Annotated in this window: 16 protein-coding genes and 1 pseudogene; 7 read left to right on the top strand and 10 right to left on the bottom strand. The window is 60.0% G+C overall.

All coding sequences use genetic code 11. The features are described from left to right. The first annotated feature begins 78 nt into the window (after positions 1-78). Both MRBLMR1_RS29255 and MRBLMR1_RS29250 read left to right on the top strand, forming a co-directional pair. Positions 79-4,227, top strand: coding sequence for a GAF domain-containing sensor histidine kinase (locus tag MRBLMR1_RS29255; RefSeq protein ID WP_500067100.1), 4,149 nt, complete (start codon positions 79-81; stop codon positions 4,225-4,227). Positions 4,228-4,553: 326 nt separating this feature from the next. Beyond that, a complete protein-coding gene (locus MRBLMR1_RS29250) occupies positions 4,554-4,730 on the top strand; it encodes a hypothetical protein (protein WP_500067099.1) in 177 nt (58 codons plus the stop codon). Between the two features lie 93 nt (positions 4,731-4,823). Here the strand turns inward: MRBLMR1_RS29250 and MRBLMR1_RS29245 are convergent, their stop codons facing one another. Beyond that, a complete protein-coding gene (locus MRBLMR1_RS29245) occupies positions 4,824-5,594 on the bottom strand; it encodes a PIN domain-containing protein (RefSeq protein WP_500067098.1) in 771 nt (256 codons plus the stop codon). A gap of 161 nt (positions 5,595-5,755) precedes the next feature. Continuing rightward, positions 5,756-6,628 (bottom strand): LysR family transcriptional regulator, encoded by an 873-nt coding sequence (locus tag MRBLMR1_RS29240; RefSeq protein ID WP_500067097.1) that lies wholly within the window; start codon positions 6,626-6,628, stop codon positions 5,756-5,758. 140 nt (positions 6,629-6,768) lie between these two features. Between MRBLMR1_RS29240 and MRBLMR1_RS29235 the strand changes: the two genes are divergently transcribed. Together MRBLMR1_RS29235 and MRBLMR1_RS29230 are read left to right on the top strand one after the other, a co-directional pair. Next, complete coding sequence (locus MRBLMR1_RS29235) at positions 6,769-7,479, top strand: SDR family oxidoreductase (RefSeq protein ID WP_500067096.1); 711 nt, start codon at positions 6,769-6,771, stop codon at positions 7,477-7,479. 4 nt (positions 7,480-7,483) lie between these two features. After that, a complete protein-coding gene (locus MRBLMR1_RS29230; RefSeq protein ID WP_500067095.1) occupies positions 7,484-7,864 on the top strand; it encodes a VOC family protein in 381 nt (126 codons plus the stop codon). Here the strand turns inward: MRBLMR1_RS29230 and MRBLMR1_RS29225 are convergent. The 4 genes from MRBLMR1_RS29225 to MRBLMR1_RS29210 all read right to left on the bottom strand — a co-directional run bounded on the left by MRBLMR1_RS29225 (position 7,845) and on the right by MRBLMR1_RS29210 (position 11,471). Continuing rightward, the gene (locus tag MRBLMR1_RS29225; RefSeq protein WP_500067094.1) at positions 7,845-8,255 is read right to left on the bottom strand and encodes a hypothetical protein; all 411 of its coding nucleotides are present in this window, start codon (positions 8,253-8,255) and stop codon (positions 7,845-7,847) included. The genes MRBLMR1_RS29230 and MRBLMR1_RS29225 overlap by 20 nt on opposite strands. A gap of 275 nt (positions 8,256-8,530) precedes the next feature. Continuing rightward, entirely contained in the window at positions 8,531-9,118 is a 588-nt protein-coding gene (locus MRBLMR1_RS29220) for a response regulator transcription factor (RefSeq protein ID WP_500067093.1), read from the bottom strand. An 86-nt stretch (positions 9,119-9,204) separates the two neighbouring features. Continuing rightward, positions 9,205-10,551 (bottom strand): COG3904 family protein, encoded by a 1,347-nt coding sequence (locus tag MRBLMR1_RS29215; RefSeq protein WP_500067092.1) that lies wholly within the window; start codon positions 10,549-10,551, stop codon positions 9,205-9,207. A gap of 155 nt (positions 10,552-10,706) precedes the next feature. After that, complete coding sequence (locus MRBLMR1_RS29210) at positions 10,707-11,471, bottom strand: metallophosphoesterase family protein (protein ID WP_500067091.1); 765 nt, start codon at positions 11,469-11,471, stop codon at positions 10,707-10,709. Positions 11,472-11,704: 233 nt separating this feature from the next. Between MRBLMR1_RS29210 and MRBLMR1_RS29205 the strand changes: the two genes are divergently transcribed. Beyond that, positions 11,705-12,139, top strand: a complete 435-nt coding sequence (locus tag MRBLMR1_RS29205) for a hypothetical protein (RefSeq protein ID WP_500067090.1) — start codon at positions 11,705-11,707, stop codon at positions 12,137-12,139. 67 nt (positions 12,140-12,206) lie between these two features. Here MRBLMR1_RS29205 and MRBLMR1_RS29200 read toward each other — a convergent pair whose 3' ends face one another. The 4 genes from MRBLMR1_RS29200 to MRBLMR1_RS29185 all read right to left on the bottom strand — a co-directional run bounded on the left by MRBLMR1_RS29200 (position 12,207) and on the right by MRBLMR1_RS29185 (position 19,905). After that, entirely contained in the window at positions 12,207-14,429 is a 2,223-nt protein-coding gene (locus MRBLMR1_RS29200) for a DEAD/DEAH box helicase (RefSeq protein WP_500067089.1), read from the bottom strand. Continuing rightward, on the bottom strand, positions 14,410-15,732 hold the full coding sequence (locus tag MRBLMR1_RS29195; protein WP_500067088.1) for an ATP-binding protein: 1,323 nt from the start codon (positions 15,730-15,732) through the stop codon (positions 14,410-14,412). The genes MRBLMR1_RS29200 and MRBLMR1_RS29195 overlap by 20 nt, the downstream gene beginning before the upstream one ends. Further along, the gene (locus tag MRBLMR1_RS29190; protein ID WP_500067087.1) at positions 15,729-18,818 is read right to left on the bottom strand and encodes a TerB N-terminal domain-containing protein; all 3,090 of its coding nucleotides are present in this window, start codon (positions 18,816-18,818) and stop codon (positions 15,729-15,731) included. Before MRBLMR1_RS29190 ends, MRBLMR1_RS29195 begins: the two co-directional genes overlap by 4 nt. A gap of 583 nt (positions 18,819-19,401) precedes the next feature. After that, positions 19,402-19,905, bottom strand: coding sequence for a hypothetical protein (locus MRBLMR1_RS29185; protein WP_500067086.1), 504 nt, complete (start codon positions 19,903-19,905; stop codon positions 19,402-19,404). Between the two features lie 672 nt (positions 19,906-20,577). Here MRBLMR1_RS29185 and MRBLMR1_RS29180 point away from each other — a divergent pair. Both MRBLMR1_RS29180 and MRBLMR1_RS29175 read left to right on the top strand, forming a co-directional pair. After that, entirely contained in the window at positions 20,578-21,579 is a 1,002-nt protein-coding gene (locus MRBLMR1_RS29180) for an IS30 family transposase (protein WP_500067085.1), read from the top strand. Positions 21,580-21,704: 125 nt separating this feature from the next. Next, positions 21,705-22,326, top strand: a pseudogene (locus MRBLMR1_RS29175) (helix-turn-helix domain-containing protein). Positions 22,327-22,565: the final 239 nt, after the last annotated feature.

The raw sequence follows: 22,565 nt of genomic DNA, 5'->3' as shown, positions 1-22,565 counted from the left end.
GGTTTTCAAACATCGGGAGAGGTGCCAAAAGAATAAGCTAAATTGTAGCTTCGAGATCCAAGGTCACAGAGCAACCGGATGCCGTCCGAACAGGAAACCACAGCACAGGCCAACGTTCCTGCGACGTCCAGCGCGAACAGTACGGATAGCACGAGCTTCGTCGTCGTTCTCGATGCAGCCAGATCGAGCATGTCTTCGGCCAACCTGTCCCTGACCGAGGCCCACGTCAAGCGCCTCTGGGAGCTCGCGGACAACCGTATCGAACGAGCCGCCGCGTGTTGCCTGCAGATCGAGTTGCACCTTCGTCGGTCGGAAGTGCCTCAAAGCATAACGGTGGCTCTCAACTGCCTACGCGAATTCGATATCGTCATCCCGGAACGGCCCGATCAGCTTGAACTCGAAGCCGAGGCGATCGCCGTCTGGGGGAGATTGGACGGACGTCCTGTCGATGCGCTCATAGACCTTCCGATGATGGAGGATGTCGAGAAAAAGGCGGTTATGAGTGTGCTCGGTGCAATGAGCAACTCGGCGTTTCTCACAGACGAAAGGCTGCTTGGCGTCACGCTCTGCCACATGGTGAACCTCACGCTTCAGTACGGTATCACCGAGCAGGCGGTCCTCACGTTCGTCCTATTCGGCTTTTTCATCAGCCATCATTTTGGCCGATACAAGGACGGCCTCAATTTCTGCGAACTCGCTCTGACCGTAGTTAGCCGATACGGATACTGGGAGTACGAGGCAAAGGCGATCACCTTCCTGGAACTGGTTGCGATCTGGACGCGCCCGATCAGCGCGGTGATCGGGCTGACAAGGTCCTGCATAGCCGCACGCGACCGAAGCAACGACATCCCGTATCTATGCTATGCCTATGTCAGGATCGTCACCCATCGACTGGCGCGTGGCGACGATCTGGCAGAAATCTCGGCCGAGATAGACACATCCACCGACCTTGTGGTCCAGGCGGACTTCGTCGCAAATCTATTGCCGCTGACCGGACAGAAGAGATTTGTCGAAGTGATGCGGTACGGCCGCGGCATCGGAGACATTTTCGACGACGACAGTTTCGACGCCCTGGACTTTGAATCCCGCTTTGTGCCCGAGCAGACCCCGACCTACATCTGCTACTACTGGATTCTGAAGGCCCAGGCATTCTTCATCTACGGCGAGTTCGAGAAGGCCAAGCATGCGATCGAGCAAGCCGCGGGCCTCACCTGGGCCTCCACCGGACATATCCAGCTCGTCGATTTCCATTTCATATATGCCCTTGCCGCCGCGGCCTCGTGCGAAAGCAGCGCGGATGAGAGCTACTCGACGATCGTTGGAAACGTGAACTGGCTTGCGCGGTGGGCGGCAACGTGTCCGGAGACATTCCTCGGCAAGCAATTGCTCGGGCTTGCCGAGGTCGCCCGCATCGACGGCGAGTTCAAGAAGGCCGAGCGCCTGTATGAACAGTCCATCGAACTGGCCTCAAGGTTCGGCCTTCTGGCGGACGAAGCCATCTCTTTCGAGATGGCCGGGCGTTTCTACCGTCGGCGCGGAGCCGTGCAGTCAGCCAAGGAGCACTTCACGAAGGCGCGCGATTGCTACTTCAGGTGGGGCGCTGGCGGGAAAGTCGCCCAACTCGAAGCGAGCTATCCGGAATATTTCGCCCACCAGCTGATCGCGGCTCCTGAAGTCGTCGAACTCAGGGCGGGCACCGACCTGGTCTCCAGCGTCCTAGAAATAACCCAGTCACTTTCCGCGACCATCGACATAGGTCACCTTTCGGAGACGGTTCTGGCGGCGGCGCTCAGGATCACCAACGCCGAAGAAGCTCTGCTCTTTGAGGTGCAGGAGGGTGAAGTGTGGATCGGGGCGAGGGGCACTAGGACAATCGACGGGATTGCCACCGATTTGGCCCGCGTCGTCGTCGCCGACGAAGATGGCGTGACTATTTCGAAAGTGCTGGAAGCCGCCAGGACGCTCTCTCCTGTATGGAGCGCCGGTGCGGAAACCAGCGGGGACAGACCGGATCGCGGATCGGACGGAGCACTCACCGCGCTTTACCTGCCCTTGGTCAAGAAATCGCGCCTGGCAGGCGTGCTACTCGTTCGCCGCCACCCGGGCAGCATCGAATTCGACAAGGATGCTATCGCGGTTCTCGCGACCGTCGCGCCTCATGTCGCGATCGCGCTGGAGAACGCACGTTCCTTTGCAGACCTCAAGTACGAGAACGCACTCCTCGCCGAGAGCGAGCAGGAGTTCCGGATGGCGAACGACACGATGCCTTCCATGAACTGGAGCGCCGACGCCAACGGCGGGGACGAGTGGTTCAACAAGGAATGGTACGAATATACGGGGCTCACTCCCAAGGAAGCCTGCAACGGCGGGTGGAAATACGTTTTCCACCCAGACGACCGGGCGGAATCCGCGGCAACCTGGTATCGGATCGTCACCCGACGTGAAATGAGCGGCCTACAGGCACGTCTGCGCCGACATGACGGCGAATACCGCTGGTTTATGGTCCGCGCGAAACCGCTCTGCGATTCCACTGGGCGCATCGTCCGCTGCTACGGTTCGGAAAGCGATATCGACGATCTCAAACGCGCGGAAATCCTTCTCGCCGGGGAAAAGCGGTCGTTCGAAATGATCGCGTCAGGCGAGCCGCTCGGAACGATCCTCGACTCGCTTTGCCAGACCCTAACCGTCCTCAGCGACGGCGCGTTCGTTTCCATCATGCTTATGGACGACGACAGCGGGACCCTGCGGCCAGCGGGAGGGCACAGGTTGCCCGAAGGCTTCAACGAAGCGGTCGGGGGAATTGCCCTCGGACCTCAAGCGGGTTCCTGCGGCACTGCCGCCTATCGTCAGCAACCAGTGATGGTTGATGATGTCGAGACCGATCCGCTCTGGGCCGACGTCCGTCACATCGCCGACAGGTTCAAGATCAAGACCTGCTGGTCAACGCCGATCATGTCGGCGCGCGGAAGCGTCTTTGGAACGATCGCGGTCTATTCCGATAGACGCCGGATCATGGGCGAGCGGGAACGTCAGGCCATCGACCATTTCACCCAACTCGCCAGTTTCGTCATGGAGCGCAAGAACTCGGAAGAAGCGCTCATGAAGAGCGAGGCTCTCCTGGCTGAAGGGCAGCGTATCAGCCACACCGGAAGCTGGGCCTGGAACGTCGCGAGCGACAAGCTCCGGTGGTCTGAGGAGCACGGAAACATCTTTGGCTACCGGATAGAAGAGGTCGGTGGCACCTTCAGTAATATGCTGGAACGAATGCTTCCCGACGAGGCGGCGCTCGTCGCCAATTCGATGAGGGAAGCATTCGCCTGTAAGGAGGGTTTCCAGTTCGAGTATCAGGCGACGCTTCCGAACGGCTCGGTAAAACACCTACTTTCAACGGGCCGCGCGGTCGAGGGAGAAACTGGCGAAATCATCGAGTATATCGGTACGACTATGGATATCACCGAGCGCAAGCGGGTAGAGGCGGAGCTACAGCGAAGCGCCCTTCATCTCAGGGAGGTGCAGGCCGAACTCGAACACGTCGCGCGGGCGACGAGCATGGGAGAGTTGGCCGCGTCGATCGCGCACGAGGTAAACCAGCCGTTGACCGGGATCGTCGCAAGCGGAGGCGCTGCCCTCAGATGGCTTTCGAGACCGACCCCAGACGTCAGCAGAGCCATGGTCAGCCTCAAAAACGTCATCGACGATGGTCGTCGGGCGAGCGATATCGTTACCCGAATCCGGAAGATGTTTCGAAAGGAGATGACGACCGTCGAGCCGATCGCGATGAGAGAGCTTATCTCGGACGTCACCATCCTGACCCGGGGGGAACTCCAGAAAACCAAAGTCGCGCTCAGGCTCGACATACCCGACAGCCTGCCCTCGGTCCCTGTTGACCGCGTCCAGCTTCAGCAGGTTTTCGTCAACCTCATATTGAATGCCATCGAAGCGATGAGGGAGACTACCGATCGCGACAGAGCGCTTGCGATCGATATCGGCCAGGACGAGGATTTCATTACGGTCGGGGTCACCGACAACGGGCCGGGTATCGCTGAGGACCGTGTCGAGAACATTTTCCGTCCGTTCGAGACCTCCAAGGAGAACGGCATGGGCATGGGCCTTTCGATCTGCCGGACGATCGTGGAGAGCCACGGGGGACAGATGCGTCTCATCCAGGGCGGGTCGCCGGGATGCCGTTTCGAATTCACCTTGCCACTCGTCGCTCCCGAGCTCTGATACACTGAGCCACCTTGGGTTCGAGCCATGCGCAAGAGCAGTTGACGGCCTATTGCGTTCTCTATATGTTCGCGCCATGACCAAGTATGCGCGAGACAATCGAATACGCTGATGAAGCACCGCTACATGCGGTGCTTTGCCTGTCAGCCACTTGGCGATTTCGGCTACTGTCTTTTCCACTCCTGTCTATAAGGCCCACGGAGCCGACCCGAACCCGGTTCCAGAGTTGATCATTGTCGTAGCCGTTCCGGCGTGAAAGCAGGGATAATCCGAACGCGGGGCTGTGCTCTAAGTCCCCGTCTCATCTCGCTTACAGAGGCGAAAAGATGTCTGATGAAAAGGAACGCGAAGAAGGTCCACGGAAGACAGACGAGGCGGCTCCTCAGTCATTTCTCGAAGCCGTCGAGATGGACGGAGCGATCATTAAGGGCATGCGCGTCCGTGTGGGAAAAGGCAACGACAGGCAGCCGTTAAAGAGACGGCGTCATTCGACTGACGAATGATGGATCGGTGACGCCCGTACGCAACCTCAGTGCGATAGCAAGACCCCGACCGCGAGTTCCAATATTGGCCGTCTTCGTGTATGAGGTCATGAATTATCGGAGAATCTCTTGTCGAACACGATCCGGGAATGGCACAGGGCTGAAGCGGAAAAGCGCATCGTCGAAGTTTTCGAAGATGCGCGACGCGGTCATGTCCAGAGGATCGCGGACCGCGGCGGGGTATTCGAGGTGACGTTCAGGGCGGACAGCGGAGAAAGCGCCGCGGACGTTCTTTCGCGAGGCGGTCCTTCCGAAGACTAGCCATAGGATGCAGAGAGTGTCGCGAACGGGTGCTCGTGCCGTGTCGCGAGTTCGCGGGACATCGTTCTGCAGGTTGACGGTCGAAACTGGCATCGGGACGGTCCATTCCTGCGCCAGCGGTGCAAAGACGCCGGGTATTGGAAAATACCGATTGATCTGGACAAAATCCGGGGTGTTCGACGTCGCTATCGGTAACGAATGCACGATAGCGACCGATGCTATGAAGAGGTCCTGCCCCGGCTTTTTCTCCTTTTTCGATTCCGGGAACGTGTACCAGAGATTTTTCAAAGGCCTGCAGCAGTACATTTGCGCAAGGAGGCGTGCCACCTCCGCCGTGATCGCCGGGTAGTAGTGCCGCCCCGCCAGGACGCCGTCGAGCCACGCGCGGAGTTCGGCTGCCTTTTCCGGCTTGGTCCTGCGTATTTCCTCGATGCCTTGTTCGATCTCGAGGATCGCAGGGAAGGGGATAGCGATCTCAGCCTGGGAGCGGAGCCAGTTTTTCAGCTCTAGCGGAGGCTTTGGCTTCCGCGCATCGCTCAGAATGTTCGTATCGAGGAGAAACATGCGTGAGACGGCCGATTTTTGATTGTATCGGCTTCCGACGGTCGCCGGCTGAGATTAAGAACGGCTTAAACTCGGTGAAAAAGTATCCGTTTCGCATTCCGCGCACTCAGACGGGGCCGTTTATTTCAGGCCCGAACCGCCGAATTCGGACAGCCGCATCCTTATGCATCCGGTGGTGCGGCGCGTTTGAGCCGCGCGGCCAGGAAATCGACGCATAGCCTCACCTTGGCGGCCGCCAGTCTGTTGTGAGGGAATATGGCGTGTATGGGCGCAGCGGGCAGCTTTTGATCCGGCAGGACGATCTCCAGCTTCCCCGAAGATACATCGTCCTCGATGTCCCATATCGATTTCAGGATAAGACCGCATCCCTGCAACGCCCAGCGATGGGCCAGCTCCCCGTTGTTGGTGCCGAGGCGGCTGTGGACATTGACCGTGCGTCCGTCGTGGAAAGTCCATTGCGTGTTCGCCGGATCACCGAAAGACACGACGTCATGATTGACTAGTTCCTCGATTGAGGCTGGACGGCCACGTCGATCGAGATATGCCGGGGCGGCGCATATAACCCGCCTGTTCGGGGCGAGCTGCCGGGCGATGAGACTGGAGTCGGCTAGCGCACCGAACCGGATCGCCAGATCGTATCCCTCTTCCACGATATTGACGACGCTGTCCGCCGTATCCAAGCGGACATTCAGGGACGGGTGGGACTCCTGAAACTCGGCCAATAGTGGCGCTAGCCATCGCACCCCGAAGGCGAAAGTCGCGGTCACCCTCAACGTCCCGATAGCAGAGTCCCTACCGCTGGCGGCTTCCGCTTCCGCGTCCTCAATTTCGGCAAGTATGCGTACGCTTCTGTCATAGAACCGCGAGCCTTCTTCCGTCAGGGTGAGAGACCGGGTCGTCCTGTTGAGAAGGCGGACGCCCAGCCGCTCCTCGAGGCGGGACAGCTTGCGGCTGACGACCGTGAGCGAAAAACCGAGTTCACGCGCTGCTCCGGAAAGGCTCCCAGCCTCCGTGACCCGGACGAAAACAAGCATGTCTAGGAAACCATCGCTCATATTATTGCGGATATCGCATGAGACTGTCGACGGCAATGACCATTCTTGCCAATCGCGCAAGCAACTATCTTTCAGGCGTGCCCATCGCTGTGGCACGCAGTCAGTCAAGGAGAATTCGTATGACATCCCTCAATAGCCAAAAGGTCCTCGTCGTCGGCGGCAGTTCTGGCATCGGACTTGCAATCGCACAGTCAGCCGTGCTGGCGGGTGCGGAGGTGACCATCGCCTCGCGTTCCGCCGATAAACTCGCCGCCGCTCGCAAGTCTCTCGGCGACGTCTCCACCGCGGTTATCGATACCGCTGACGAGATCGGCATCGAGGCCTTCTTCCGGGAGAACGGACCGTGGGATCATATCGTCATCTCGGCCGCGCAGACACCGAGCGGCCCCGTCCGCAAGCTCCCGCTCGAGGACGCGAAGAAGGCCATGGAGAGCAAGTTCTGGGGAGCCTACCGGATCGCAAGGGTCGCCAAGTTCAATGAACGCGGGTCGCTTACCCTTATTTCAGGCTTCCTTAGCGAACGCCCGTCCGCGTCGTCGGTCCTCCAGGGCGCGATCAACGCGGCGCTCGAGTCCCTTGGTCGTGGTCTGGCTCTCGAGTTGTCGCCGATAAGGGTCAACTCGGTTTCGCCGGGCCTGATCGACACCCCATTGTGGTCGAAGATGGAGGACGAGAGCCGAAAGTCGATGTTCGAGCGAGTTGCAGCGAGCCTCCCGGCCAAGACTATCGGCCAACCAACCGATATCGCCAATGCGGTCATGTTCCTCATGACGACGCCCTTCGCGACCGGGTCGAATGTCCGGGTCGATGGCGGCGGCGTGATCGGGTGATCGGATGCGGCTGGATCACGTAACCCTCCGGACCGCTGACCTCGAAGGCACGAGGGAGTTCCTTCAAGTCCTTCTAGGACTGACGATCGGATATCGCCCGTCCTTCGGATTTCCGGGGTATTGGCTGTACGACGGTGACGAGCCCATCGTACACCTCATTCCGGGTGACGGCCTTCCCGTCGGCCGGAACGGCGAAACGATCGACCATATCGCATTTCGCCTCGACGGTTACGACGATTTCAGGGGCCAGCTCGACAACAAGGGCACGCCGTATTCGACTATGGACCTGTCGGAACTGGGCGAGCGCCGTCTGTTCGTCAGGACGCCCGGCGGAATTCTGATTGAGCTTGTATTCCGCGAAGCCCCTAAGCGTCTGCCATCGTGATCGAAGGGCGTATTTCCTCAAGCGGACGGCTGCCGCGATCCGCGAGATCGGTTCGCTCGTCGTGTTTGATCGATGGCCGGACTTCCACGGTCAGCGGGCGTCCCAGAACACCGAGATTGGCCAGAGCGGCCCGTTCAAGGGCCGCCGCCCCGAGATCGCCGATGGCGAACAGTGCGGTCCCGTTCGACGGAGACCTGCCCTCGCGACCATCGGGCCTGAGGAAACGGAGCTTGGGGGTGAAAAGCACCAGATCAGCACGGTGCCAGCTATCCTGAAACCAAGGGGCGCTGGTCCGGTCGGGTACGAGGGCGACGCCGTTTCCGTGACGGAAGAACTTGTCCAGCCAGGGTACCAAACCGTTCCGACCGCCGAAGGGCGGATTCATCCACACGAAGCCGCTCCAGGTCCGCGCGAGTGATCTCGACGTCAGGTAACGCGCGGCCGGAACGAATGTGGCTCCCCCCCTCAGGCGAGGCGCCGTCCATATCGAAATAGCATTCGAGGGCGTCGAATACACGCTTCGGCGTGTACCACTCGTCGGATTTGCCACTTGTTTCCCTGTATGACATGTCGGTATGCGCGGTGAATAACCAAGCATACCCAAAAAATTGAGCCGGCAATCCCGCCGGCGAGATTCCCGCTGGCCTAAGGTGACACGCGACAACCTTATTGGTCGACAGTCAACTGAGATCGGGCCCGATCCTCGTAACGCTTGAGCATGCGCTGCAGGGAACGCCGATCGAGGTGAAGCTTGCGGGCAGCAGCCGAAACGTTCGAACTGGTGAATTTCATGATCTGCTCGATGTGCTCCTGCCGTACCCGGCCGGGAGACTGTATTCTGCAATCGCCGGGAACCCGATCGGCACCGTTCAACAGGATATTGACCAGGAACTCCTCGTCCGTCGGTTTGGGCACGACATCGTACGCGCCAGCCTTGGCTGCGGCGACGGCCGTCGGGACGTCGGCAAACCAGGTGTGGACGACGGTTCTTGTCGATGGAAAATGAGCCGCGATCAAACGGACAAGGTCCATACCCGACCCATCGGGAAACGGGAGTTCGGTCACCACGTAGACGGGTCTGGCTTCGAGACACGCCGACCTCGCATCGGCAAGCGTGGAACACCTGACCACCGCGTAGCCGAGACCCGAGAGCCTCAAGGCGAGCGACGCCGACCGTTCGACAAATGGATCCGCTATCAACACCGCGGTACCGGAACATTCCGGGGTGACAATGACGTCATCGATGTAGTCCATCGGATTGCCTCGTCTCGTTTAGGACGAGGCAAGAATATCTTCGGCGAGCGGCAACTATTGTAATATCTGGCATCCCCGGGCGAGGGTCAGGATTTGAAGCAGAAGCGGTTTCCGGTGTCGCTGTTTAGCACACAGAATGTGTAGGCGGCGTCGGCGACGGGCCGGGCGATTTTACCGTTTATGTACAGCGTGTCGCCATCCTTGCTGATGATCGTCTTGTTTCCCGTCGGCCAGACGAATTCGTAGCGATCCAGGCGCTTCCCGTTCGCGACCTCCCCGATATTGACCGCCACAGAACAAGGTTGTCGGTCAAGGAGCGCCGTTGGAGAGAAGACCGTGCAGACGGCGGATGTTGCATTCGGGTTTGCGACACGAGACGGCTGGGTTGCGATCGTCTGCCCAAGTGCAGAGACAGGCGTGTCAGGTTTGAAGGTCGCAAGGCGAGGGATGAACTGACTGCGTTCCTCAAACTCCTTGAGGCTGCACTGACCCTGGCCAAGCATGACGTTGTACATGCCGTTGTAGCCACAGCCCGAGAGATGCGTTCCCTTGTCCGCAATCAGGCACCCGGCTTCGGAGTACCCGGCGTCACCGCTTGTTACCGAATAGATTTTTTCCTTGGGCGTTTCGCTCAGCAGCTTCACCACATTGTTGCCGCCGTTGTTCGGGCCGAGATCTTGCTGAAGTTTTCTATAGTCGGCGGGTGTGCCCATCAGCCCGACCTGCCAGTGAAAGGAGTTCTCGCAGGCGTAGTATGCCTGCTCTTGAGTGAGGCCGTCCCCTCTGGACATCCCGAAGATCTCGATCTCGAAACGGCCAGCTTTCTCGACGGTGTCGATATAGAAGAGGTCGTTGCCGATATGGTTCAGCATCTGCTGGACAAGATCCGGCCGCATCATGGTCGAGTTCGACCAGGGGACGTGGTTGTTCGCCAGGATCATGATCTTCATCACGGATTCCACGGCGGCGTCATGGGCGATCGCGAGCGCGCGGACACTGATCATCTCGTCGGACTGGATATCCAGGTAGGGGCGATGGAAGCCCAGCTTTCCGCCGAGATGGAGCTTTCTGTTCACGAAATTCACTTCCGCGCCCTGGGCGATTCCCATCATGAACATGATCGCGCAGATGGAATAACACTCGTCTCCCTGGTAGATAACGGTTCCGATACCCTTCTGATAGAGGAACTCCGCCATCCGCACGCCTTCGGCGACGCTGCCGCCCGGACTGTTGAGGCAGATCGTATCCTTGGCGGAACTTTCGCCATCCGATCCCTTGAACGCCGTCGCGCCAATGGCCTGCAGCCGTTCAAAGTCACCCTCGACGATCTCGCCTTCGAGCCTCACCATACAGATGTCCTTGGACGACATAGTGAAGGTCGCGGCCTGTGCCGCAAAGCCTGACAACAGGAGGATGGCAAAAGCGGCGACCATGACGCCAAGATCTGATCGCGGGGGCCTTACAGCCAGTATCCGAAAGATGCGTTCGCAAGCTGAAGCCATCGTCACCCAATCTCGCATGAGGCTCTTCGGCTAGCGAGATTAGCGGAACTGCGCCGCAGGGCAATTCGCTGGGCGGAATTCATCCTTCACGATGCCATAAGCATCCCGCAAAGCCGCGTCGTGTCCTGGATCTCGTAGCGGTCATCACCACCCGTCGACAGGATGAAGGCCGGAGAGGCTTCCTCCGAGAGGACCGTCGCGCAGAGAATTCCGCTTTCGCAGGCACCGCAGTCGATGTTGATACGATTGCGGTGGACCTCGGGAAGCAGGCTCTCCGTAACCGTATGCCCGTGGACGACTGTCTTGGGGAGGCGGTCCCTGCAGGCGATAAGCGTCTTGCTATCCCAACGCAGTCGGTAGGGGTCCTGTTGATCCATGGATAGCGCCGGGTCAATGCCAGCGTGGACCAGAATGTATTCCGGAAGTTCCAGGAACGCGGCGGCATTGCGGATCATGGCTACGTGGGAGGCCTGCTCAATCCTCAGGATCTCCGCAAGCTCGTCTCGAAGATAGATGAATTCATCCTCAAGGCGGAAATCGTAGCCCTTGTATCCATAAGAAGCGACGGTGCTCAGGCCGCCATTCCAGCACCACACTTTCGAAGATGCGCTTCCTCCGTCGATAAATCTGAGCATGAGGTCTTCGTGATTGCCCATGATCAGCCGCGAGGCGGGATTTCGGGCAAGCTCGCTTCCCACCATGTCGAGGCAGTCTTTAGAGTCCGGGCCCCTGTCAATGATGTCTCCGAGAAACACAAGCCGCGCGTCCGGGTGGAAAGCGTAGACGTGCTTTAGAAGCCTTTCCAAGAGGTCGGCGCGCCCATGTATGTCTCCGACAGCAATCGTATCCATTGAAATCCCCGTATTTTCTCAGCTTCCTTAGCGGGGCGACGATGAGAACGGCGTTGAGCAGTTGCTTCAACTTTTAAGGGTTGCCGCGATTTTTCCACGACCTCGAGCTCCGCCATGACGCGGCCGACCAAGATCGTCTGTTCTTCTTTTGTTTACAAAAGGGCTTGCGTAGGTCGCGGTTCCACCCGACCATGTCTCCATGAACGCCGCCAGACGGCCGCCAAGGAGACGCTATGACCCAAGAAACCATCCCTTACGTCCATCTTATCGAACGCCAGATCGTCACGCTCCTCGCGGACACCATTCTGCAGGCGGGATACCTTATTGAAATCGACAACGGCGGTGGCGAGGACGAGATCGCACTCGCGCCGACCGCAGAACGGAGCGCTGTCATGGAAGCGCTTTTCGCCAGCGGTTACGACACCTTGAACATCTACGACAATGAAGGAAACTATCAGGGGTTTTTCTATCTGGTGTATAACCTCGGCGCGTACGTGATCTCGAATTACACGGGCAATGAGCTCTTCGATCGACTTGCGCGCCCGGCGGAGGCCCTGTCGAGAAAGATCGAGGGCTGGGTCGACGATGCGGGGTATTTCGACCGGGAGATGAATACCGAAGTCAACGCCGATTTGACGTACGACACGGCGCTGCCGCGAGCCGCCTGACAGGTGGGGCGCTGGCGGCAGTCGTACTGCCGAGGGGAGCCGCGCACTCCTGGCAAGAGTGGCTGCGTCAGCCTCTACCGATCGCAGCCAGCCCGGCAGCGACGTCCTGAAGGGAGCCATAATCGAGCCGCTCCCGAACGGTGACCATCGTCATCAGATCCCAAGAGAGATGGTTGTCGAAGCGCGCGACATTCGGCCGGGCTACCCCGGTCATCAGGGCCTCGATCGTCGGCACGTCTCCCGCCGCCCATCGCTCGAGGCATTGTTCGATCCCTTCCGGATCGCAGTCCTGGAGTTCGATGGAGTGCTGGTACTGCGCAGTCCGGAAGTCACGTGAGAGGAAAGCAAGGGCGAGGGTGGTCAGCTTCCTGGTGCCAATCCAGGGGAGAACCAAAGCGCCATCGGCGTAGGGCAGGATCGATCGCGTGGCCAACCCAAGTTCGACAAAACACGCCCGGGCGTTGCCCAACATCTCCGCACCTACGCGATCGACGTAGGCGTACTGTTCGGTCCCTTCGAGCACGCGTTTCATTTCCAGCGCGATGCGATCGTGCAATCCACCGCCGTTTCCGCTGAAGCGCGGCGGCTTTCCTCCACGTGTCGGCTTCACCGTTATCACCCGAGTGGCGTCGTCGACCTCGAGGACCTGCCAGCGCCGTCCGGCGAAAATCAGCGTCTCTCCGGACCTGATCGCCGAATCCAGCGGGTAGGTGCCCAGCGTTCTGGCGTCATGCATGATCCGGTATTCCCGCTCCGTCGAGAAGACCGGGTAAAAGTCGTGCGCCTCGGTAATCCTCTCCCCGAATTCCCCGATCATCAGCAGGCCCTCGGGCGATTGCTCGATCAGCTTGTTCTCTTCGGTCGCCATGCAGCGCAGGAGATCGGCGAATGTCGTCCGGTCCACCGACTTGAAGGGACCTCGATCGCATAGGACCTTCCACGCGGCCTGCGGTGAAACGCCGCCCTTCTGAAGGATGAGCGCGAGAATTTGGTGCAGAAGTGTCGAAAGATGCACCCCGGTCGGCGCTGGCGGCTCGCACCAGCCGTCCTTGAGGCACTCGATCATGGCGATGGACTGGACAAGCCCGAGGTTCAGGCGCTCGAGCGGATGCTGTCCGCGACCCGGATTGCGCTCGATGACGAACATCCGCATGACGGCCGGGCTGCCGGCCCGCCGTCCGGATCGGCCGAGGCGCTGCCTGAGCGACGAAACCGAAAAACCCGGACCGATCTGGGCGACGGATTCCACGTCGCCAATATCGATGCCGAGTTCCAAAGTCGTTGTCGCGACCGCTGTCGTCGGGCGGGGATCGTCGCGGAGCCTGAGCTCGACGTCCTCGCGTTCGGCCTTGGACAGGCTGCCGTGATGGGGGAAGAACTCGTTCGGGACCCGGTTCTCCTCGCACATCAGACGCAGGCGATCCGCATATAGCTCGACGCGCTCCCGGGAACCGCCAAACAGCAGGTTGCGGTGTCCGCGAAGGAAGCGGAACAGGTCGTCGGCGAGGCGTTCCGGAATTCCATGCCGCTCGTCCGCCTCTTTGTCGGGCGGGGCGTCGCCGTCGTCCTTGGGAGCCTCTTCTTTTTCGTAGTATCCGCGGATTTGAAGCTTGAGACCGTTACCTTCGTCGTTTCCCTCGATGACTGCCACGTTCGCGCCGCCGGCGGGTCGGAGCGCGTCGGCGGCCAGCCGCATGTCACCGAGCGTCGCCGAGAGACCTACGCGATCGATCCGCTCGCGCCCGCACTCGATCTCGATGCGGTTGAGGATCGACTGTAGCTGCATGCCGCGCTCGGTCCCGATGAACGCGTGGAGTTCGTCGATGACGACCGCTTCCAGCGAAGAGAACAGAAAACGTATCTCCTTGCCCCGGCGGACGAGGAGCGCCTCCAGCGATTCCGGCGTGATGAGCACGACCCCGCTCGGGTTCTTCCGCGCCCGCGACTTGGCATCGGCAGATACATCGCCGTGCCATTTATGGAGCGGGATATCGCAGGCCTCGCAAAGCGGCTCGAGCCGACGGTACTGGTCGTTGATGAGCGCCTTGAGCGGGCTGACATAGAGGATGCGGAAGCCGTCTCGCCCATCTCCGTCAAGGACGCGGGTCAACAGCGGCAGGATCGCCGCTTCCGTCTTTCCCGCGGCCGTGCGGGCGGATACGACGACGTCACCGCCCGCCAGAACGGCGGGGATCGCCTTTTCCTGGACGTCCCTCAGCCGCTGCCATTTCTGTGCCCAGATCCAGCGCCGGATCGGTTGGCCGAGGCGCTCAAAGGCGGAGGGTTGCAAGCTCGTCGTCCCCGTCCTCGGCATCCGCCGGGATTTCCGCCTCATCCGCGCCCTGGCGATCCTCGCTCACTTCCACACGGGTCAGAAGGTCGTTCCACTTGACCTCGGGGTTCTGCTCGAGGACCGCGAGCAGGTCCACGAACGCCTTCACTGTGTTTCGAGGCGTGCGGAAGTAGGCGTCGCCTATCGTATTTGAGCAATGCTCCATGAACGCGACGAGGGCCTCGTCCGGGACCAGATGCTTCTCCGGATCACCGCCCGCGAATACATCGCGAAGTCGTTCCAAGAGGTGGAAAAGCTCTTCCGGGGTGAGGCTGGGAAGGTTGATGACAGGCCCCGAATAGTCGGCGAGACCGTTCACCGCAAAGCTGTTCTCGGCAAGCCTGCTCTGCAGCGCCTCGTAGGAATAGAGGCCCCGGCGGGTATCGAGCAGGAACTCGGGCGTTCCGCCAAGAATGAAGCCGATGCCCTCCGTGGTCCCCTGAAGCACGTCGTTCAGGATACGGAGAATCTGCTCGTAGTTCTGCTTCCGAGCCTGGGCGCTCTGCAGCTTGTAGAGGTTCACCAATTCGTCGAGGCAGACGATCATCCCGCCGAACCCGGCAACCCGGACGAATTTCGCCAGAAGCCTCAGCCCGTCGTAGAAGGACGCGTCGTCGAGGATCGTCCTGACGCCAAGATCCTCCCGTGCCTCGGTCTTGGTGGTGTATTCGCCGCGCAACCAACGGAGGGCCGCGTCCTGGAGAGTGCCGTTGCCATCCTCGTAGCCGCGGGCGTAGGCGGCGACCACGGTCGCGAAGTCGTAGCCAGCGACCATCTCGCGGATATCGCCGAGCCCGTCCTTGACGGCCGTCTCGATCGGCACGCCCGCCGCGGCCGCTTTCTCGGTGGCCTTCTGGATGTAGCTTTCGAGAATGTTGCGCAGCGCGCCGCCATCGGGCGCGGTTCTGGTGGAAAGGCTTCGTGCCAGTTCGGCATAGAGCGAACGGGCCTGACCGTTCGTCGCATGGATTCGGCGGTCGGGAGATAGGTCGGCCTGGCACACGGCCAGCTTGCTCTGGAGAGCGATCTGCCGGACGAGAAATAGGAAGAAGGTCTTGCCCGCTCCGTATGCGCCGATCACGAAGCGGATACTCGATCCGCCTTCGCCCACGCGGCGTATGTCGCGGATGAGCGCCTCTATCTCGCGCTGACGCCCAACCTGGATGTGCTGGAGCCCGAGCCTCGGAACGACACCCGCCCGAAGCGCGCTGATGATTGTGTCGCGGTCACGCGGCTTGATGGAAGGTGACTTGGTGGTCATGCGGGCATGCCTTCTTTGATAGCTGCTAGGCTTGTCGGAGGTGCGGGAAGGAGATGGCTGTTGATGTCCAGATCGTCATCGCCTTCGATCATGAGTTCGTCGAAGCGGTCGAGCGCCCAGTCGTTGATCGCCTCCTTTGCCGCGCCAGGCATCAGGGAAGCGTCTCGGGCCAGATGTTCGAAATCATCTTTCGACCAGCTCGCGCGCTGAAGGATTTCCGACAAGAAAGCCCCGTATCGCTGCTCGAGGCCCTCGAAGAGCTCGCTCTGCGGGGTTTCGGTCTCGATCTCCGGAGCCGTGGCGACGGCATCTTCCTCTTCGTCGACGAAAATGTCGGCAAGCACGTTTGAGGTAACCCGGGTTTCCGAGCGGATGTTCTGAAGTCTTGAAAGGTCGATGCGTGTCGGCGAAGGCGAAGTTGCGGGTTTCGAGGAGAGGGCGGAAGGCATCGACGTCGACCCGGCTGTCCGCGTTGCGCTGCTTCCCGCATGAAGACCGTCGTAGAGAGACTTCTGGTCGATCCCCATTCGCTTGAAGATCGCCTCCAGCTTCCTGACCTCGTCGGCATGCAGATCGCCATCGGCGGAAGCAAGCGAGACCAGTTCGGCGGCAACGGCATCCCTGGCGCTTTCGGGGACGTCCTTGAGGCGCTTGAGCCAGTCATCCAACCGGGCCGGGTCATTTTCGTTCAGCCTGATCTCCGCTTCCAGCCTCCGCTTTTCGTCCACGGAGAGCTCGGGGGAGGCCGCAATCCGGTCGAGGAGCGCCTTTCGCTCCAGTTCGTGGAAATCGCCGTCGGCATGTCCGACGACCATGCCCAGCATCGTCGAGAGCTGCTGGGTCCGATAGGCGTCGGTTGCCGCCGGGGGGAGTGCCTGAGAGATGGGAAACAGGATCACCGCCTCATCCGCGGCCGACGACTTTACGGCAAATACCGGATCGAAGGTCGCGCCGATCCCGAAGCCCGACAAGGCCTGGCTCAGGTCGCGCAGCTTGGCTTTGCCGGGGCTGGGCCCCATCTCGATTCCGATCTGCTCGGCCAGACGGTCAATACGTGTTTCGGAGGATTGGTCCGCTAGACGCCGGAGACCCGCTAAGGGATCGCCCGGCAAACCCGCAGCGGCGGTCGTCCGTAGAGCCTCGGGAAGCTTGGATATGGCGAGCAAATTCGGTTGCAGACCGGGAAGGCGGCCGAGAGTGCGACTATAGTCGTCGAGCTGCTCCATGCAGTTGTTGAATACGCTCCGGGCTATCCGGATCGGCTCTTCACGGTCCGTAATGTCCGGAATGTCTCCGCCGAGGACCTTGATCTCGAGATTGAAGCTTCCGCTGCAGGCCTGGTACTGCTTTTTGAGCTTCTTTGTCCGTCCGGCTCTGGGTCGGTAACCCGCCGGATAGAGCTTCGCGAACTCCAGGAGGTAGAGTTCGCGCATCAGGGTAGGGACGCGCTTGGCAGGCGTGCGGACGCTGGTCTCCGGATGAGTCAACGCGAAGCGGTACATCAGGTCTGCCTCGATCGGCCGGTCGTCGCGGACACGGATGCCGAGGGCGATCTTCACCGCGGCGGGGACCTCGTAGCCGTTAGGCTCGACCCTGGCCAGGAACTGGGCCGACGGTTCACCGCTCCTCAGCTCGACTGCCGTCAGCAATTCCGTGGCGTAACGGTTGAAAGAGCCGTTGTGGCCGTAGACGTCGAGAAGCCGCCGGACTTCCGCCAGCACGGCGGCTGTGTCGGAGGCGTCGACGTCGAGCAGCAGTCGCCGTTCCAGGCCGTAGAAGTAGAGGAAGACGTAACCGATGTAGTCGTCGGGATTAGACCTGCTGCCCGCCAGCCATTCCAGATACGACCTTCGGGCGTCCGGGGACATCCCGCCATATGACGGCCAGTATCCCATGGATACTCCCGCCGGATCGCGGCCTCGTCCCACCGTGAGCGCCGGATTGACCAGGCAGTTCTCGTTTTCGTTCAGCCTTCCCTGCTTCCCGAGGAAGCCACCGAGGTAGAACATGCCGCCCGAAATCGCGACGGAAGCGACGGTGACGGACTTCCCCGGCGTAATCCACTCGGCCCCGGCCATTCGGGCGGCAGAGGAGTCCGTCTTCGGGGGAGGGGAGGCGGGCTTTGGCTCGGCTGCCTTTGGGCGATGGAAATTCAGCAAGGTGCCTGTCTGGGATGGTATTGGCGGGTGGGCTACGCCAGCCTTGTGCCCCCGTTCGGTAATATCAGCCAGGTCGTCATTCCCGCCATCAGACGAGGATTTCGGTTTTGAGGCGTTGGCGTTGATCCAATCGGTGACGTTTTTGTTGTGCGCTTCCATCGACGTAGCGCGGTCTTGAGACGGCGAGGCGGATTGCGCGGTAGCTGACTGCTCCGTTAGAACCCTGAAAGCGTCCTTGTCCCATATCAGCTCCGCCGTGGCGTCGGCCTCAAGAGCTGAAGGCATGCCGTTGTTGCTGGCGGCTTGCCGCTTTTGTTTCCGTCTCCTCCAGAACAGCAAGACACCGCCGACGGCTAGCCCCACAAGCGCGAGGTTCCAAGACGAGTTCTCTCCATCGGACGGAGCCGCGGGTAACCGGGGAGAGACGGCATCGCGTGAGGTTTCGATCTTAGTCGAGACGCTATCGGCCTGCTGCGGACTTTGAGACGGTTGCGATGGTGTAGCGGTGTGGACCGCCTTGGCCTCGGCGGCTGGTTCGATCGCGCTGGAAGTAGAGCCGCCAATAGGGCCGAGCGGCTTGGCCTCGACTTCCGGCACCTTTGGTAATGGCGTTACGTTTTCCGACGCCGAGCCAGCAAGAGTGGGCTTCTGATCTTCTACCGCCTGCGCCGTCGGGAAAAGGCGTTCGATCGTCGCCTGGTCCGCCGTCCCAGTGGGAGTCAGACCGTTTGCGGTCTGGTACGCCCGTAGAGCCGCGATCGATCTCTTGCCCCACATACCATCGGGCGCGCCCGGCTTGAAACCCTGGTCAGCCAGTGCTTTCTGGATATCGCGAACCGACCGCTCCGCAGCCCCGGTCGAAACGGGAGCCAGCGAACCTAGCAAACCCAGAGCAACAACCAGAACAATAATCGGTCGCAACTTCACGAAAACCTCACCCCAAAGTAGACGTACACTATACACGGAGAGCTTGCATGGCCAAGGGCTTGATTACATTCACGGTACCGAGAGCGTGGATAATCGAGGCGAGGGGTACCGGGGTCCAACATGCTCAACGCGGCCGTGCTTACGAGTACCGCGTCACAAGAAGCGCCGAGCGTAGATTCAACCTGTCTCAAATGCCGAAAGCAAACTTCTCGTCAGTGGCGAACCACAGTCCTCATGTTGTCAATCACGGTAGAGCGCAGAGAGAAGGCCAAGTGTTCATCTCGTCGGCCACAGGCTAACCGACATGTCGGCGGGACTTGCGAGCGTTGGGCAGCGTGACTGGGCGGTCCCATTGCCGCATGGGAGAGGCGACGGTTTCCATCGCGGCAGTCCGCTGCCCGGCCCACAGGGATTATCAAGACCCAGGATATCGTTGATCCACACGGGCACATAGACCGGATCGACGAAAAGACGCGGGACTTCGGGTATCTCGCTTGGGCGCGAGGCACATCCGTTCGCGAGGCCAAGTCTTCGGCCTCGGCCTTGATGTGGGTATATCCTTATGGGGACCAAAAATACTCCGTCACGACACTTTCCGCATTTGTCCACGAAGGGCCAAGCCCGCGCTCGGGCCGCGCAGGAGGTAAGCGCCAGCTCCGGCAATCGCGCGTAGAACGGCGCGGTCCTCGGAAAGCAAGGCATCGCCGTCGAAAAGCTGCCCCGCGGTCCCCAGTTCGATTTCCTGTCCGAGCGGTATGACGCCGACGCTGATGCGCGCGCCAACCTCGATAGCGTCGGCGTACACGCACGTTCCCATGGCCTCCCATGCGGGCTCGTAGCAGACAAACGTGATCTCGGCGCAGAATCTGCCGTCCGAGACGATTTCACGGACATAGAAGCCTTCGACCCGGCTTCTCGGTTGGAATCCAAGATCAAGCTCATTGGCCGGCTCGAACTCGATATAGGTGACGGAGGCAGGGACCTCGGAAAATTCGAGCGTCGCAGGTGACCCGCCACCCATATCATCGAGCGGCGTCAGCGCTGCTGACTCGCCATCTGTGTACCAGTCGGCGATGAGGCTTTCCATATGACGAAGCCTGAGGTTGCACTCACTAATGATCTCGATAGTCGCGCCTTTGTGTTCGATTTCAAGGAATCTCGTGGAGGGGGGGGCAACCGCTCCACGAATGGAGATACCGGGGCAAAGTCGCTCCAGCCGAGCGAGCTGAGTTCGGAAAGCTGCCGGGTAGCGGTAGGGATGGGACATGTGCATTTCTTCGGCTCCTAGTCTGGTCCCAGAAGGTTCACCGACAAGCATGCAAGAAAGAATTTCGCTATCTCGGCGCTAGGCAACAACCCCAGGGAAGCATCGTAGCGCGTCAACGTTGAAGCCCGTCAAGCCCGGTCGTGTTTGTCCCGTCCGAGCGGACTAGGCTGACATGCCTCGAGCGGGTTCGAAGTGAATGCTCAGGAGCGTCCCATGCGGATCGGCAAGGAGCGACACGCGCATTCGCCAGACCAACCGGAATGCCCGAATTTCTCGTATTTTCGCGATTTGGGAAAAATCAGCATTCGGTTTTGCGGAAGTTTGAGTTGCTCTGGGAAATTGGCGGCTGCTTTTCACACTCGATGTCGTCGGCACGCGGCATAGTATTTAGTTCCATAAGACAGATTATGCGATCTTTGTATGCAGCGGGGTACATTCTATTTCCAAGTGCGACATGCCAGTAATTTCAATGGCTTCACTTTGGATTTTGGCATGTCTCGATGCTATACGCAGATCACCCTCGCCGATCGCCGGCGTCTTCATCATCTGGTGGCGGCGAAGGTTCCGGTCAACGAGATGGCGCGTCAACTTGGTCGCCATCGTTCGACCATCTATCGCGAGATCAAGCGCAACACGTTTCGTGATCGCGAACTGCCGGACTATGATGGCTATTACAGCACGGTTGCAGACGACATCTCCAAGGAGCGCCGCAGGCGGCTGAGAAAGCTGAGACGGCATCCGCAGTTGCGCGCTCTGATCATGGAACGATTGAAAGCCTACTGGTCACCTGAGCAGATTGCCGGCCGGCTGCTGGGCGATCGCATCGGCCTCGTGCGCATCTGTGCCGAGACGATCTATCGCTTCATTTATTGCAAGGAGGACTATGGCCTCGGGCTTTATCGCTACCTGCCAGAGGCCCGTCGCAAACGCCGATCGCGAGGCTCCAGAAAGCCCCGAAACAGCGTCTTTCCCGCCACGCACAGAATATCCCAACGGCCTGATTACATTAAAGATCGCTCGCAGTTCGGCCATTGGGAAGGCGACCTTCTGATCTTTGGACGTGAACTCGGTCATGCCAACATCACCTCGATTGTCGAGCGCACAAGCCGCTATGTCGTGCTGCTGAAGAACCAGAGCCGGCATTCAAGTCCAATCATGGACAGAAACATCAGAGCGTTTTCGCCTTTGCCGGCCTTCGCGCGTCAAAGCTTCACGTTTGATCGTGGTACTGAGTTTGCCGGTTTCAGGGCTTTGGAAGACGGAATTGGTGCGCGCAGCTGGTTCTGCGATCCAAGCGCGCCTTGGCAAAAAGGCGGTGTCGAGAACGCAAACAAGCGCATTCGTCGCTTCATGCCAGGCAGCACTGACCTCGCCAACATGCCACAACGCGCGCTCAATCAGTTGGCCCGCGATCTCAATGACCAACCGAGAAAGTGTCTCAATTATCGAACGCCGGCTGAGGTGTTTACGGATCGCTTGCTCGGTGGACGATGACGCCCTACCCTGCAAAACGGCTATGATGCACTTGGGTTAGGTTCTCTAGAAAGTTAGAATGTCCTGTTTCTGCAAAGTTGGAATGTCACACACCCCGGGTCTGAACGATGCCTGGGAGAATGCAGATGGGATTGATTGCGATGAGCGAGCGCGATCTGCAGCGGATCGAGATTTTATCGAAGGTGATCGCCGGCCGGATGACCATGGTGTAAGCGGCCCATGTGCTTGACCTGACCGAGCGCCAGGTGCGCTGGCTTCTGGACCAGATACGGACTGGCGGCGCGACGTCGATCCGGCACAAGGCGATTGGGCGCCCGTCGAACAACCGGATCAGCGACGGTGTTCCCGATTACTCGGTGACGCTGGTTCGTGAACGCTATGCGGACTTCGGGCCGACGTTGGCAACGGAGAAGCTGGCTGAGCGTGATGGATTGCGTAGACGGTCGGCTGGAAGTGCGTTGGAAGGGCCATTCCCTGCCCTACACGGTGTTCGACAAAGACCAGCGCGTTGACGCATGCGGCAATCACCGAAACAAGCGCTTGGGTGTTGTTCTGGCCTATATCAAGGAGCGTCAGGATCAGCAGGAAAAGCCGAGGGTGAAGAGCAACAGCGACAAGAATGGCTATGTCAAACGTGCTCGTGGGCCGGGCGGGCGGAAGGATTTTGTGAGCGATCCGGCGGTGATCGCTCAGCGAAAGAAGGCCTGTCGCGGCAGCACGCTACTGAGTAAAGTCTCTCAAAGCTAAAGCCGAGGGGTGTGGTTACCACCCGCCCCGATTAATCGTGCAACCGGTATCAGCCTCTCCGATCGGGGCTGGTCGGCGTGCCGAAAAGCAGCCTCTCTCGGACATTTCTACTGATCGTGTCCCAGGGAGTGGTGTAGCTTAGACGGCCACGGCTCATCCCAGAGGGCCGGATGAGTGTCAGCTTGCTGCTGGCAGGCTGATGAGTGGATCATCGCTCATCGTAGCGATTGTCTCAAGGG

The organism is Neorhizobium sp. LMR1-1-1.1, from assembly GCF_040675795.1.
In the GTDB taxonomy this organism is placed as follows: Bacteria; Pseudomonadota; Alphaproteobacteria; order Rhizobiales; family Rhizobiaceae; genus Neorhizobium; species Neorhizobium cellulosilyticum.
This window is presented reverse-complemented; position numbering and strand designations above follow the sequence as displayed.